At 70.7% G+C, this 14478-nt stretch carries 11 protein-coding genes; 1 reads left to right on the forward strand and 10 read right to left on the reverse strand.

Annotated features, from left to right (window positions below):
* Positions 1 to 13: 13 nt before the first annotated feature.
* Entirely contained in the window at positions 14 to 1504 is a 1491-nt protein-coding gene (locus FV242_RS04165) for an argininosuccinate lyase (RefSeq protein WP_147938038.1), read from the reverse strand.
* Positions 1505 to 1824: 320 nt separating this feature from the next.
* On the reverse strand, positions 1825 to 2754 hold the full coding sequence (locus FV242_RS04170) for a LysR substrate-binding domain-containing protein (protein ID WP_147905683.1): 930 nt from the start codon (positions 2752 to 2754) through the stop codon (positions 1825 to 1827).
* Between the two features lie 137 nt (positions 2755 to 2891).
* On the opposite strand from FV242_RS04170, the gene FV242_RS04175 reads away from it, so the two are divergent.
* Positions 2892 to 4481 (forward strand): catalase, encoded by a 1590-nt coding sequence (locus FV242_RS04175; protein ID WP_147938039.1) that lies wholly within the window; start codon positions 2892 to 2894, stop codon positions 4479 to 4481.
* Positions 4482 to 4582: 101 nt separating this feature from the next.
* Here the strand turns inward: FV242_RS04175 and FV242_RS04180 are convergent, their stop codons facing one another.
* The 8 genes from FV242_RS04180 to FV242_RS04215 form a co-directional block, all read right to left on the reverse strand.
* Positions 4583 to 5143 (reverse strand): BA14K family protein, encoded by a 561-nt coding sequence (locus FV242_RS04180; protein ID WP_147938040.1) that lies wholly within the window; start codon positions 5141 to 5143, stop codon positions 4583 to 4585.
* A gap of 112 nt (positions 5144 to 5255) precedes the next feature.
* Positions 5256 to 6500 carry an MFS transporter gene (locus tag FV242_RS04185; protein ID WP_147938041.1) on the reverse strand — a complete coding sequence of 415 codons (1245 nt, stop codon included), beginning with the start codon at positions 6498 to 6500 and terminating at the stop codon, positions 5256 to 5258.
* Positions 6497 to 8113 (reverse strand): apolipoprotein N-acyltransferase, encoded by a 1617-nt coding sequence (gene lnt / locus FV242_RS04190; protein WP_147938042.1) that lies wholly within the window; start codon positions 8111 to 8113, stop codon positions 6497 to 6499. The genes FV242_RS04185 and lnt overlap by 4 nt, the downstream gene beginning before the upstream one ends.
* A gap of 78 nt (positions 8114 to 8191) precedes the next feature.
* Positions 8192 to 9337 carry a hemolysin family protein gene (locus FV242_RS04195; protein ID WP_147938043.1) on the reverse strand — a complete coding sequence of 382 codons (1146 nt, stop codon included), beginning with the start codon at positions 9335 to 9337 and terminating at the stop codon, positions 8192 to 8194.
* 36 nt (positions 9338 to 9373) lie between these two features.
* Positions 9374 to 9859: an rRNA maturation RNase YbeY gene (gene ybeY / locus FV242_RS04200; protein ID WP_147905689.1), complete on the reverse strand. Its 486-nt coding sequence runs from the start codon at positions 9857 to 9859 to the stop codon at positions 9374 to 9376.
* Entirely contained in the window at positions 9856 to 10926 is a 1071-nt protein-coding gene (locus FV242_RS04205; RefSeq protein ID WP_187193698.1) for a PhoH family protein, read from the reverse strand. The genes ybeY and FV242_RS04205 overlap by 4 nt, the downstream gene beginning before the upstream one ends.
* Before the next feature lie 73 nt (positions 10927 to 10999).
* Positions 11000 to 12337, reverse strand: coding sequence for a tRNA (N6-isopentenyl adenosine(37)-C2)-methylthiotransferase MiaB (gene miaB, locus FV242_RS04210; RefSeq protein WP_147938044.1), 1338 nt, complete (start codon positions 12335 to 12337; stop codon positions 11000 to 11002).
* A gap of 277 nt (positions 12338 to 12614) precedes the next feature.
* Positions 12615 to 14348 (reverse strand): L-lactate permease, encoded by a 1734-nt coding sequence (locus tag FV242_RS04215; protein WP_147938045.1) that lies wholly within the window; start codon positions 14346 to 14348, stop codon positions 12615 to 12617.
* Positions 14349 to 14478 lie beyond the last annotated feature (130 nt).

The following is a 14478-nucleotide window of genomic DNA, read 5'->3' on the forward strand; positions in this document are numbered from 1 at the left end:
GTCGGGGCCGATCCTACGGCCCCCGGCTGAGATCCGCGAAGGCCGCGTCGAGCCGGGTGCGCGCCTCCTTGAGCGCGGTGCGCCGATCCGCCAGCCAGGTCCGGTCGGCATCGAGCCGCGTCCGGGCGGCCGCCAGCATGCGTCGAACCTCCGGGGCTTGCGGTCCGCCGAGCCCCTTCGCGGCGTCGATCATGCCTCGGGCCGACAGGGCGGCCCGGAACCGGGCCTCGTCCAGGGGCAGGTCGGGCTTGAGGCCCGAGCCGGCCGCGGCCTCCGCGTAGATCCGCTTCACCTCGGTGAACGGCAGGTCGGCTGGGCGCAGGTCGTGGCTGCGGCCATAGCTCACCAGTTCGGAGGCAAAATGGTGCCCGAGCCGGAACGGCACGTCGGCCTCGCGCTGGAGCGTGTCGGCAAGCTCCGTGGTGGTGGAATAATCGGCTGCGACCTCGTCGGCGGCCCGTTCCCGGTCGATCACCAGCCCATCGAGGACCCGGGTCCAGCGCCGGCAGGTCTCGGCCGCCTCGGAGACGGTCCGGCCCGGGGGCTCGGCTTGGTTGCGCTTGTAGTCCGGCATGCCGGAATCGACGTTGTGGGCCATGATGACGAAGGCCTGCGCGGCGCCGACCACGTCGCTCGCCTTCATGCGCAGGCTGTACAGCGCCACTGGGTTGCGCTTCTGCGGCATGATGCTGCTCGGCCCCGTCAGCGCGCCCTCACGCAGCAGGATCCACGGCCGGGTTTGGTGGTACTGGGCGTAGAGGTCCTGCGCGAAGCTGCCGGCCGTGGTGGCGAGGTTGGCCGACAGGCCGGTCAGCTCCAGGCCGAGATCCATGGGCGCCAGCTGTCCGGCATCGTAGCTGTTCTCCACCGCCGCATCGAAGCCCAGCAGCCCGGCGAGGCGGACGCGATCGACCGGGAAACTCGACGTGCCGAGCGCCGCGGCCCCCAATGGCGAGAGGTTCACGCGCGCCCAGGTCTCGCGCAGGCGATCCCCGTCGCGGGCCAGCGCTCCCGCATAGCCGAGCAGGTAATGACCCAGCGTCGTCGGCTGGGCCTGCACGCCGTTGGTGTAGGCCGGGACGATCGTATCGGCTTCCCGCCCGGCGACATCCAGGAGGGCGGCGCGAGTCTTGTCCAGGGCCTCGGCGAGGTCGAGCAGCCGGTCGCGTTGGTCGAGCTTCAGCACGGTCGGAATGATGTCCTGACGGCTGCGGCCGGAATGCATCCGGGTGGCGTCCGGTCCGGCGATGGCGGTGATCAGCGGCTCGATCCGCAGGTAGTCGTCGGGCCGCTCGGCCCCCGGCCTGGCGGCATCCGCCGCGACCTGATCGAGCGCGCGGGCGATCCGCGCGCCGAGATCGCGCGGCACGATGCCGGCCTCTACGGTCATTACCAGGGAGGCGCGGTCGATGGCGTCGATGCGGGCGAAGCTGTCGTGCGGCTCGGCGCGGGCCGCCGCGGGGGCGAGGAGGGCGAAGAGGGTCGCGATCAGTCTGCGCCGCATGCACGTGCTCCAGGGGGTCGCCGTCTCGCGCCGGCCGAAGCATTCTGTCCGATCCGGCGGGTCTTCACACATCACATTGCGGATCGTGTGTGGAGCCGGTGCGGATTGGACGTTCCTCCGCGCGCTGGCGATACGGTCCGGCGGAGCAGCCCTCTGCGATATGAATCACCCCGGCATTTCGGGAGTGTGGCATCGAAAAACTGAGTTGCGACAAGACCATGCGCCGTCGGCGGATCTGGATCCCGGGCTCGCCTACGGCGCCCCGGGATGACGGGGCGGGTCAACGAACGGCCGTGCCTCAGAACCCAGATCCTCGAAACCTATGCCGCCCCATCCCGGCACGCAGCCGTGCCGGCCGGTGCGTGCGCGCGGAAGAACGCCGCCAGGTTTGCCAGCCCAGGCGCGCGGGGATCGCTCGCCCGCCAGGCCAACGCGATGGTGCGGCCGGGCCCGTCGACGTCGAAGGCGCGCGTGACGGTCAAGCCGGTCGGATCGGGGCCGGCGGGCACGGCGAGCGCCGGCAGCAGGGTGTACCCGGTCCCCGCCGCCACCATCGAGCGGAGGGTCTCCAGGCTGGTGGCGTGGCGCCCCATGGAGGAACCGGCGCCGCAGGCCGCGATCGCCTGGTCGCGTAGGCAGTTGCCCTCGTCGAGCAGCAGCAGGTCCGGCCCGGCGATCTCCGTGGCCGACAGGGCGCCGCCGCGGGCCAGCGCATGCTCGGCCGGGCAGGCCAGCCAGAACGGCTCGACGAAGAGCGGCGCCACCGCCAGCCCGACCGGAGGCAGAGGCAGGGAGACCAGGGCGGCGTCGATGCGCCCGTCGCGCAGGCCCTCGACGATCTCGGCGGTGCGGGATTCCGACAGCGACAGTGTCAGCAGCGGGTATTGCTGGCGCAGCGGCCGCAGCACGAGCGGGAAGAAGTAGGGTCCCAGCGTCTGGATCGCCGCCAGCACCAGCCGCCCGGTGAGCGGCGAGCCGCGCCCCTCGGTCGCCAGCGCCAGGAGCCTCTGGGCCTCGGCCAGGACGACGCGCGATTGCCGGACAATCCCCTGTCCGGCCTCCGTGAGGAGGACACGGCGGTTCGAGCGCTCGAACAGGGTCACGCCCAGGGAGGCCTCGAGCTTGCGGACCTGGACGCTCAAGGTCGGCTGGCTGACGTTGCAGCGCTCGGCCGCCCGGCCGAAATGGCCCTCGTCGGCGATGGCCACCACATATTCCAGATCGCGCAGCGACAGGCCCGACAGGTTCATAGGCGGCGTCTATCACGGCGTTTGGGACGATGCATTAGCCAACGCCACATCGGAGGTCCATAACCTCGTCGGAACGGTTCCAGTCTGCTGCGGCGGCCCCATATGCCGATGACAGGCATCACGGAGAGATGAGACGCATGAGCGATCAACGCCCGATCCTGACTACACGCCAGGGCCATCCGGTCCGCGACAACCAGAGCACCCGGACGGTCGGCGAGCGCGGCCCGGCGACGCTCGAGAACTACCAGTTCATCGAGAAGATCACGCATTTCGACCGTGAGCGGATCCCGGAGCGCGTGGTCCATGCCCGCGGCGCCGGCGCCCACGGCTACTTCGAGGCCTACGGCAAGATCGGCAACGAGCCGGCCTCCAAGTACACCCGCGCCCGCGTGCTGAACGAGACCGGCGTGAAGACGCCGATGTTCGTGCGCTTCTCGACGGTGGCCGGCGCCAAGGAGAGCCCGGAGACCGAGCGCGACCCGCGCGGTTTCGCGGTGAAGTTCAAGACCGTCGACGGCAATTGGGACCTGGTCGGCAACAACCTGAAGGTGTTCTTCATCCGGGACGCGATCAAGTTCCCCGACATGATCCACGCCTTCAAGCCGGACCCGGTGACCAACCGTCAGGAAGCGTGGCGCTTCTTCGACTTCGTGGCCCAGCACCCCGAAGCGATCCACATGGTGACGCACCTCAAGTCGCCCTGGGGCATCCCGGCTAACTATCGCGAGATGGAGGGCTCCGGCGTCAACACCTACAAGCTGGTCAACGACCAGGGTGAGGCCGTGCTCTGCAAGTTCCATTGGGAGCCGAAGCAGGGCGTGCGCAACCTGACCTCCGCGCAGGCCGCGGAGATCCAGGGCAAGGACGTCGGCCACGCGACCCGCGACCTCTACGACAACATCAAGGCTGGCAACTTCCCGGAGTGGGAGTTTTGCGTGCAGATCATGCCGGACGGCCCGAACGACCACCTGTCGTTCGATCCGCTGGACGACACGAAGCTGTGGCCGGTGGACCAGTTCCCGCTGCTGCCGGTCGGCTGCATGGTGCTGGATCGGGTGCCGGACAACTTCTTCGCCGAGGTCGAGCAGTCGGCGTTCGGCACCGGCGTCCTGGTCGACGGCATCGACTTCTCGGACGACAAGATGCTGCAGGGCCGGACGCTGTCCTACTCGGACACGCAGCGCTACCGCGTCGGCGCCAACTACCTCCAGCTGCCGATCAACGCGCCGCAGCCGGGCGTGAAGGTCTACTCGAACCAGCGGGACGGCCAGATGACCTATGGGGTCGATGGGACCGGACCGAACAAGCACATCAACTACGAGCCCTCGACGCTCGCCGAGGGCCTTCGCGAGGCCCCGAAGCCGGCCAAGGACTATCACCAGCCGGTGGACGGCAAGCTCGGCCGCTATCAGACCTCGCGCACCGAGGACGACTACACCCAGGCCGGAGTCCGGTACCGCTCGTTCCAGGACTGGGAGCGTGAGGACCTGATCGCCAATCTCGTGGGCGACATGAAGCAGTGCCCGGAAGCCATCCAGTTGCGGATGGTCTGGCACTTCTGGCACGCCGACGAAGATTACGGCCGCCGCGTCGCCGAGGGTGCGGGCATCGATCTGGAGAAGGCCAAGGCCCTGCCGCCGCTGCCCGGCCGCGCCGCCCCGGGCAAGCGCCTGCAGTCCGAGACCTACACGGACGGCTCGCAGGCCCACCGGGTCGCCGCCGAGTAGTTTTGCAGGTCGCATCGAGCCGACCCTGAGCGAATGAAGGCCCCGCGGGCGAGAACCCGCGGGGCCTTTCTCTTGGCCTCGACCCAAAGCGCGATCCGCGCTCAAGGGCAGGCGCGCCGGACGTAGCCCTTGCCGATATAGGTCTGCGTGATCGGATCGTAGGTCGTGAAGCGGCGGGCACAGGCCGCGACGGCCGCGGAGAGGTCGGCCGGGTCGCCCGCCTCGACGACGGGCGGGACATCGGCGGGCGTCACGTCGACTGGAGCCGCGTAGGCCGGGGGCGCATAGATCGGAGGCGTGTCGACATAGCCGCCGTCGAAGAGCGGGTCGCCGTAGCCGCCCCACAGGCCGCCGAGCCCGAAGCCGAGGCCCAGGCCCAGCCCCAGGCCGCCGAGTCCGTAACCGTAAGCGCCCCCGTAGCCGCCGCGCCAGTGCCGGCGAAATCCGGGATGCCGGAAAGCCGAGCCGGGGCCGCGGCCGCCGAATCCGGGGCCCGCCCGCACCGGTCCGAGTGGTTGCCCCCAGGCTCCGGTCCGCGGCCCGATCGCGCCACCCCGGTAGCCGCCACCGAACCCGCGCGCCTCCGCAGCTGTCGCCAACACGGCGAGCACCGTCATGGCGGCAGCAGCCAGCCGAATCCCGGAGCGTTCGATACCTGGCATGCCGTCCACCCAGCGCGTGACGCCGGCCGAAAGGACGGGCGCCCGAGTCGCAATACTCTGCGTAATCGAGCGGCGACGGACCCGTCCGTCAAGGAGGTTCCGGCGGATGCGCTCAGGCGCTGCGCGCGGGATCCGAGCTGTTGAGCACGGTCACCGGTTGGAGTGGCGTGCGTGCGGCCTCCGGCGCGGCGGCGCTGACCTTGCGATCGCGGCCGGCGGCCTGGCCGACCAGAATCGCGGCGACCGCGATCGTGACGAACAGCCCTCCGGCGAGACCCCAACCGCCGGTCGCCTCGTGGGCGAGCCCGAAGGCTAGGGGCCCGAGGCAGGCGCCGGTATAGCCGATGCCCTGCGCCATGGCGGAGAGGCCGGCCGCGCTGGCGGCATCGGCGGAGCGCAGGACGATCAGGATCAGCCCCAGGCCGAAGCAGCCGCCGATGCCGAAGCCGAGGGCGCAGGCCGCCGGGATCCGCAGGGTCTCGGGTCCGAAGGCCAGCACCAGGAACGCCGCCGCGGTGAGCCCCGGGATCGCGACGATCCAGGCGCGCTGGTCCCGCGCGCGGGCTGCCAGCATGGCGGTGATCAGCGCACCGGGCGCCTGAACCAAGGTCATCAGCGAAGCGTAGAGGCCGGCATCCAGGGCTGAGAGGCCGCGCGCCTGGAGCAGCAGCGGCAGCCAGCCGAACAGCGTGTAGGCCAGGGAGGATTGCAGGCCCATGAAGCCCGTGACCCACCAGGCCAGCGGGTCGCGCAGAAGCCGCCCGGCAGAGGGCGCCCGGGTCGAGGCCGTGCGGCGGGCGAAGGGAATCCACAGGAAGGCCGCCACCAGGGCCGGCAGCGCCCAGACCGCGAGCGCCGAGGGCCAGCCGCCGCCGAGGGCGTGCTCCACGGGGACCGCCGCGCCCGCGCCGGCCGCAGCGCCGAGGCACAGGGTCATGGTGTAGAGGCCGGTCATCAGCCCGCCGCTGCCGGAGAAGTCGCGCTTGACCAGGGCCGGCAGCAGCACGTTGTCGAGGCCGATCCCGATGGCGGCGAGCGCCGTCCCGGCGAACAACGGCACGAGGCCGCCGAGGCCCCGAAGCGTCAGGCCCGCGGCCAGGATCGTGGCGCCTACCAACACGGCGAGGTCGGGCCCGATCCGGCGGATCAGCGGCGCCGCCAGCGCGCAGGCGATGCCGAGGCACAGGACCGGCAGGGTGGTGAGGATTGCCGCGCCGCCGGCGCTGAGCCCGGTGCTCTCCCGGATCGTCGCCAGCAGCGGCCCGATCGTGCTGAGCGCCGGGCGCAGGTTGAACGCAACCAGCATCAGCGCGAGGCCGAGGAGGATCCGGCCCGGAGCCGTGCGCTCGGGGCTCATGCCCGCAGCCGGGCGGTGAGGGCGCCACTCAGGCAGGCGGCGAGCATCAACGCGAAGGCGGCGTCCCCGAACCGGCCATACAGGGTACCGCCCACGATGCGGGCGGGCAGATCGGCATCGAGCCAGGTTTCCGTGTCGAGTGTCGTCTGCGCGACGACGCGGCCGTGCGGGTCGATCACAGCGGAGATTCCGGTGTTGGCATCGCGCACCAGCGGCAGTCCTTCCTCCACGGCACGCAGCCGAGCCTGGGCCAGATGCTGGCGGGGCCCGGGCGTATCGCCGAACCAAGCATCGTTCGTGACGTTCAGGATCAGCCCGGGCGGACGCGGTACCGAGGCGGCCGTCGCCGGCAGGATCGCGTGCGGGAAGATCGCCTCGTAGCAGATCGTCGCCGCCACCGGGGGCAGGCCCGGCACCGTCAGGATCCGCTGGGCCGCGAGGGTGCCGGCGGAGAAGCCCCCGGGAATCGCCACGAACTGGCGCAGTCCCAACGCCCGGAGCGCCGCATCGAGGGGCGCCGGCAGGTACTCGCCGAACGGGACGAGATGGACCTTGTCGTAGCTGTCGGACATCTTGCCGTCCGGCCCGATCACCATCACGGCGTTGAAGTAGCGCAGGCGTTCGCCGGGTAGCGGTTCCTCCGCGCGGGCCGCCCCGGTGATCAGGTGCTGCCCAGGTTTGAGGCCGGCCGCGACCTTGGCCAGGGCGTCGGGATCGCGCTGAATCAGGAACGGGAAGGCCGATTCCGGCCAGACGATATGGGTCGGCTCGGGCTCGCCCGCCTCGGTCGGCCGCTGGCTCAGCTCGATGTAGCGGTCGACGATGTCGGCACGGTTCTCGGGCCGGAACTTGGCATCCTGAGGCAGGTTCGGCTGGACGAGGCGCAGGCGGACGCCCGCCACCACCAGGTCGGGCGGCCCGAGTTGCACGGCCCCGTAGAGCGCCATCCCGACGAGGACGATCGCGGCGGCCGCGCTCGGGCCGAACCGGCTGCGCGGGTGCGAGCCCGTGGCTAGGGTCGCGGGCGCGGCGCAGATCAGGACCGCCAGGATGGTCAGGCCATAGAGGCCGATCGCGGCGCCCCATTGCAGCGTCCAGACGTTCTGGGCGAGCGCCATCCCAAGGGTGTTCCAGGGGAAACCCGTGAACAGGTGGCCGCGCAGCCACTCGGCCGCGCCGACCCCGAACGCCAGGGCGGCGATCCGGGCCGGGCCGCGAGCCCAGAGCAGGCCGGCTGTGCCGAACCCGGCGCCGTAGAACAGGCCCAGAGCGAAGGGTAGGCCGATGACGCCGAGCGGCATCGCCCACAGGAACTCGTCGGCTTCCACCAGGAAGGCCTGGCCGAGCCACCACAGTCCGGCGGTGAGGTAGCCGAAGCCCCAGGCCCAGCCGATCAGGAAGCAGGGCCAGACGCGCCGCAGCGCGGTCCGCTCCGCGCCCGCACCGTCGATGAGCCAGACCGCCACCGAGAGGGACACGGCCAGGGCTGGCAGAAACCCATAGGGCGGCATCGCCAGGGCGCCGAGCGCACCGGCGAGCCAGGCCAGTCCGAGCCGCCGCCAACCGGTCAGCCGGGTGATCGCCAGCAGGAAGCCCGGGGACGGACGGCCCATGGGACCCCTCGGAGCGGCCGAGTCCCGGGCATGCCGCGCGGTCAGGACCGCCACGCAGCACCCGTCACGCGAAGATCCTCATGGATGCGGCGTCTCGGGAGCCGGCGTCGGGGTCGGTGGCGGCAGGGCGAGCGGCACCACGGTGCTGATCCGCGCCGGACCCTTGTGGAAGCGCAGGCGCTTCAGGCGGCGGGGGTCGGCGTCGAGCACCTCGAACTCGAGGTCGCCCGGACCGACGATCAGCTCGCCACGGGACGGGACCCGGCCGGCCAGGGTGACGATCATGCCGCCCAGGGTGTCGATCTCCTCGGCCATGTCTCCGACCGCTGCGACGAGGTCGACCCCGGTGGCCTCGGAGACCTCGGCCAGCGGCGTGCGGGCGTCGGCCACGAACACGTCGTCCTCGCCGTCGACCCGCTGGACCTGCTTGGCTTCGGCGACGTCGTGCTCGTCCTCGATATCGCCGACCACGACCTCGATCAGATCCTCGATGGAGATCAGCCCGTCGGTGCCGCCATACTCGTCGATGACGAGCGCCATGTGGGTGCGTGTCGCCTGCATCCGCACCAGCAGGTCGATGGCCGGCATGGAGGGCGGCACGAACAGAACGGGCCGCTGGATGCGGGCGGCAGCCAGCGTTGTGCTGAGATCGACCTTGCCGAGATCCAGCGCCCGGGGCAGCCGAACCGGCGGCCGTCGGGCCGGCCGCGGGACCACAACAGTCGGATCGGCCACGACCTCGCCCTCGGCGGCCAGGGGAGGCCGGGCCGCAGCCGCGGCGACGCTGCGCCGGGTCGGCTCGGCCTTGGCGGCGATGTGATCGACGAGGTCGCGGATGTGAACCATGCCGCGGGGGTCGTCCAGCGTCTCGCCGTAGACTGGCAGGCGGGAATGGCCGGCGTTGCGGAACAGCTTGAGCAGATCGCCGATGTTGGTGTCGTTCGAGACCGCGACGATGTCGGCCCGGGGGACCATCACGTCGTCGACCCGCACCTTGTGCAGGCCGAGCACGTTCTTGAGCATCACCCGCTCGAGGGGGGTGAGACCGCTCTCGCCGGCATCGGGCTCGGCGAGCGCCTCCTCAAGGCCCTCACGCAGCGAATCGCGCGGCTTGAGGTGGAGCGCCTGAAGCAGGCGGTCGTACCAAGGCTCCCGGGTCTGGGATTCGCCCTCGGTGGAACTGGGCGCGGCCAGGGCCGCGCCGCGACTTCGATCGTTGCTCATGTCTCTCGGATCTGGGGGCGGTGGGGAATCGGCCGCTCAGGCATAGGGATCTGGGATGCCCAACGTCGCGAGGGCCGCAACTTCGAGCGCCTCCATGGCCTCGGCCTCGGCCTCGCCGTTCTCGTGGTCCTGACCGAGACAATGCAGGGTGCCATGGACGAGGAGGTGCGCGAGGTGATTCTGGAGCGGCTTCGACTGCTCGGCACTCTCGCGCACAAGGGTCTCGTAGGCAAGGACCACGTCGCCGAGCGGCAGCGCTGCGCCCGCATGCCGGGGCTGCGGAGCCGCCGGGAAGGACAGCACGTTGGTGGGCTTGTCCTTTCCGCGCCAGGTGCGGTTGAGCTCCTGGACGGTGACGTCGTCGGTCAGCATGACGCTGACTTCCACGGGTCCGTCCGGCGGCGCGGGCGCAGCCGCCAGCCCCGCCTCGACGGCGCGGGTGACGAGCGATTCGAGCTCCGGGATCGCGGCTTCCCAGCGATCGTCCTCGATCGCGACGTCGATGTCGTGCGGCGTACTCACGCCAGGGGCCGGCGCCGGGGGTTGGGATTGCGGTCGGCATCGCCGTCGCCGTGGGTGGCGCGCTCGTAGGCGGTGACGATCCGGCGCACGAGGTCGTGGCGGACCACGTCCACGTCCTTGAAGGTCACCCGGCCGATGCCCTCCACGCCGTCGAGCACGTTCACCGCCTCCACGAGCCCGGACTTCTGGCCCGGCGGCAGGTCGACCTGGCTGGGGTCGCCGGTGATGATCATGCGCGAGCCCTCGCCGAGGCGGGTCAGGAACATCTTCATCTGCATGGAGGTGGTGTTCTGCGCCTCGTCGAGGAGCACCACGGCGTTGGTGAGCGTCCGCCCGCGCATGAAGGCCAGCGGTGCGATCTCGATGATGCCGGTCTGGAGGCCGCGGTCCACGTGGCGCGCCTCCATGAAGTCGTAGAGGGCGTCGTAGATCGGGCGCAGGTACGGATCGACCTTGTCGCGCATGTCGCCGGGCAGGAAGCCCAGGCGCTCGCCGGCCTCGACCGCCGGGCGCGACAGGATCAGCCGCTCGGCATGGCCCTGCTCGAGCAGCGACACGGCGTGGCCGACGGCGAGCCAAGTCTTGCCGGTTCCGGCCGGACCTTCCGCGAAGACCAGCTCGTTGGTCCGCAGCAGCTTGATGTACTGGTCCTGCGCCTGGTTGCGCGCCCGTACCGCGCCGCGGCGGCGGGTGGCGATCTGCTCGAAATGCGGCGTGTCGGCCTCGGCGGCGATCGCCTCGGCGGGGAACAGGCTCGCCTGCGCGGTGGCCTCGCGGATCGCACCGTCGACATCGCCCAGCGTCAGGGTGCTGCCGCCGGTCCGCACCCGGGCGTAGAGCTTGAGGAACACCCGCCGGGCCTTCTCGGCGGCGTCGGGCGACCCCTTGATGACGAGGTGGTTGCCGAGCGCCGTGGCGGTGACGTCAAGCCGGCGCTCGATATGGGCGACGTTCTGATCGTATTGACCGAAGACGAGGCTCGCGAGGCGGTTGTCGTCGAAGGTCAGCGGCACCTCCACCGCTTCCTCCGATTCGGCCGGCCGCGCCGCCGGCCCGCGACCCCGCAGGGGGCCGCGCACGCCAGACCCGTCCGACGCGCTCAACCTGTGATCCTCACCGCCATCCCCATCGCTTCGATCCTCACGCCGCCACAGCCTCGGAAGCCAGTTGCCCGAACAGGCTGTTCGTCCCGGCCCGGACGATCCGGACCGGGACGATCGACCCGATATGGTGGAGCGGTGCGTCGAACTGCACAGCCAGCAGGTGCGGCGTCTTGCCCGCGAGCTGTCCCGGAAGGCGGCCGGCCTTCTCGACCAGGACGTCGAACACCTGTCCGACCGCCGCCCGTTGGTAGGCGTAGCGCTGCTCGTCGAGGAGCACCTGAAGCTCGGCGAGCCGCGCCGCCATCACGGGTTCGGGCACCCCATCGTCGCGCTCGGCGGCCGGCGTGCCGGGGCGGGGGCTGTACTTGAACGAGAACGCGCTCTCGAACCCGATCTCGCGCACCAACCGCAGGGTGTCGGCGAAGTCGGCGTCAGTCTCGCCCGGGAAGCCGACGATGAAATCGGAAGACAAGGCGACGTCCGGCCGGGCGGCGCGCACCCGGCCGATCAGGCGCCGGTACTGGTCGCCGGTGTGCTTGCGGTTCATGGCCGCAAGGATCCGGTCCGAGCCCGACTGAACCGGGAGGTGCAGGTACGGCATCAGCGCCGGCACCTCGCCATGGGCCCGCACGAGCGCGTCGTCGAAATCGTTCGGGTGGCTCGTCGTGTAGCGGACCCGGGCGAGGCCGGGGATCTTTGCGACGGCCCGGATGAGGTCGGCGAGCCCGACCGGGGCACCGTCCGGGCCCAGACCGTGATAGCCGTTGACGTTCTGGCCGATCAGCGTGACCTCGCGGGCGCCCCCCTGCGCCAAAGTCTCCGCTTCGGCCAGCACCGCAGCGACGGGACGCGAGACCTCGGCGCCGCGGGTGTAGGGCACCACGCAGAAGGCGCAGAACTTGTCGCAGCCTTCCTGCACGGTGAGGAAGGCCGTCGGCGCGGAGCTGCGGCGCCGGGGCAAGTGCGCGAACTTGTGCTCGACCGGGAATTCGGTGTCGACCACCCGGCGCTCGCGGGAGCGGGCCAGGAGGTCCGGCAGGCGATGGTAGCTCTGCGGGCCGACCACCACGTCCACCGCAGGCTGGCGCGTCTGGATCTCGGCGCCCTCGGCCTGGGCGACGCAGCCGGCGACGACGATGCGGGTATCGAGGCCGCGGGCCTGCCGCTCGCCCTTCAGGACGCGCAGGCGGCCGAGTTCGGAATAGACCTTCTCGGCAGCCTTCTCGCGGATGTGGCAGGTGTTGAGGACGACGACGTCGGCCTCCTCCACCGAATCGGTCGACGCATATCCTTCAGCGCCCAGCACGTCGGCCATGCGGGCCGCGTCGTAGGCGTTCATCTGGCAACCGTAGGATTTGACGAAGGCCTTCTTCAACGCGTGCCGCCCCAAAAACCGTCCGCTCGTCCATCGTCCCGGGCCGATCCTGCGCGGACCGGCGGGCGGGAGCCTGTAGCACGGATCGCACGGGCCGTCGCGACACCCACGGCAGGACGGGGTTTCCGAATGGCGCGCCCTTTGGCGGGGTTCGGGCCCAAGGTCCCCGAGGCACCAGGGCCGTGCCCTGGACCCGCAAAAAGTCACGGACCTTTCAAGATCCAGGTTCTGGCGCGCAGGGCAGGGGAGGCGGCGGGGCGTGCCCGCCGCCTCGTTGTCAGTGGGCTGCGGCCGCGGCCGGGACGTCGATGACCATCTGCTGGAAGAACGGCACGTAGGCCTGGAGCATCACGAACAGGCCGACTAGGCAGGCGAGCGCGATCGAGTGCCAGAACACGAAGCGCAGGATCTTGCCCTCCTGGCCGAAATAGCCGGTGGCCGTGGAGGCGACGACGATCGACTGGGCGTCGATCATTTTGCCCATCACGCCGCCCGACGAGTTCGCCGCCGCCATCAGCACGCCCGAGAGGCCGAGCTGCTCGGCGGTGATCCGCTGCAATCCGCCGAACAGGACGTTCGAGGCCGTGTCCGACCCGGTCAGCGCGACGCCCAGCCAGCCGAGCAGGGTGCCGAAGAACGGGTACAGGATGCCGGTGCCCGCGAAGGCGAGCCCTAGCGTGGCGTCGACGCCGGCGTAGCGGGTGAGCACGCCCAGCGCCAGCATCGCCGCGATGGTGATCAGCGAGAACCGCAGCGCCCAGATGGTCTCGACATAGGCCGTGACCAGGCGGACCGGCGAGAACCGCATGATCAGACCGGAGATGAGCGCCGCGATCAGCACCCCGGTCCCGGTGTAGGACATGTAGGTGAACAGGAAGACCGCGCCCTCGGGCACCGGCTTGGACACCACCGGCGGCACCTTCATGATCGCGTTGTGCAGGCCCGGCACCTCGTATTTCCAGGTGAAGAGCGGGTTCACGATGCCCTTGAACCAGCCGGTGCCCCAGATCGCCACCACCACCGAGAGGATGATCCATGGCAGCCAGGCCAGCAGGATCTCGCGCTGCGAGGCCGTGCGCGTGCCGGTGTGGACCGGGGGCGTACCGGGAACCCCGGCGCCCAGCGGTGACGGGCGCGGAGTGGCCAGCGCCAGGGACGGATCGTGACCGCGCAGCGCCGGGGAGGTCCAGATCTCCCGCGGCTGCCAGACCTTCAAGAACAGCACGAGGGCGAGCATCGAGGCGATCGAGGCGCCGATGTCGACGATCCACGGATTGACGTAGTTCGAGATCAGGAACTGCGCGGTCGCGAACGATCCGGCGCAGACCAGGATCGGCGGCCAGACCCGGACCATGCCGCGGAAGCCCGCGAACACCCAGATCAGCCAGAACGGCACGATCAGCGAGAACAGCGGAAGCTGCCGCCCGATCATGGCGCCGAGGATCTCGGGCGGGTAGCCGGTGACCGAGGCCAGGCCCTGGATCGGCGCGCCGAGCGCCCCGAAGGCCACGGGCGCCGTGTTGGCGATCAGCGACAGGCCCGAAGCCGCCAGCGGCGAGAAGCCCAGGCCGATCAGGATCGCCCCGGTAACCGCCACCGGCGTGCCGAAGCCGCCCGCGCCCTCGAAGAAGGCGCCGAACGCGAAGGCCACCAGGAGCAGCTGCAAGCGCCGGTCGGCCGTGATGCCGGCCACCGATTGCTGCAGCACCGAGAACCAGCCCTTCTCCACCGTCAGCCGGTAGAGGAAAATGACGTTGAGGATGATCCACCCGATCGGGAAGAAGCCCGTGACCATGCCGAGGATCGCGGCCCGGGACGCGAGCCCGGCCGGCATGCCGAAGCCCACGATTGCGACCAGCAGGGCGAGGCCCAGGGCGATGACCGCCGCGATGTGGGCCTTCACGCGCCCGCTGGCGATCATGGCGAGGAGGGCGATGACCGGCACGGAGGCCGCCAGCGTCGAGAGCCAGGGGCTCCCAAACGGATCGTAGACTTGGTTCCAGGGTTGCAAGGGGCGTCCTCCGATACCCCAACTTCAGGGGTTTCGGCCCACCTATCAGAGGCTCACCAGACCCTCAACAGATATGCATCATGTATTCATTGGGTGGTTCTACCGGGATATGGCGTTCGCGGGTCGGATC

Source organism: Methylobacterium sp. WL64, from assembly GCF_008039945.1.
GTDB lineage: Bacteria > Pseudomonadota > Alphaproteobacteria > Rhizobiales > Beijerinckiaceae > Methylobacterium.

What these genes read in the sequence shown, in the direction of transcription:
- FV242_RS04165 (WP_147938038.1), bottom strand. Translation starts at nt 1,504, where the DNA reads ATGCGGCGCAGACTGATCGCGACCCTCTTCGCCCTCCTCGCCCCCGCG.
- FV242_RS04180 (WP_147938040.1), bottom strand. Translation starts at nt 5,143, where the DNA reads ATGCCAGGTATCGAACGCTCCGGGATTCGGCTGGCTGCTGCCGCCATG.
- FV242_RS04170 (WP_147905683.1), bottom strand. Translation starts at nt 2,754, where the DNA reads ATGAACCTGTCGGGCCTGTCGCTGCGCGATCTGGAATATGTGGTGGCC.
- FV242_RS04175 (WP_147938039.1), top strand. Translation starts at nt 2,892, where the DNA reads ATGAGCGATCAACGCCCGATCCTGACTACACGCCAGGGCCATCCGGTC.
- FV242_RS04185 (WP_147938041.1), bottom strand. Translation starts at nt 6,500, where the DNA reads ATGAGCCCCGAGCGCACGGCTCCGGGCCGGATCCTCCTCGGCCTCGCG.
- FV242_RS04195 (WP_147938043.1), bottom strand. Translation starts at nt 9,337, where the DNA reads ATGAGCAACGATCGAAGTCGCGGCGCGGCCCTGGCCGCGCCCAGTTCC.
- lnt (WP_147938042.1), bottom strand. Translation starts at nt 8,113, where the DNA reads ATGGGCCGTCCGTCCCCGGGCTTCCTGCTGGCGATCACCCGGCTGACC.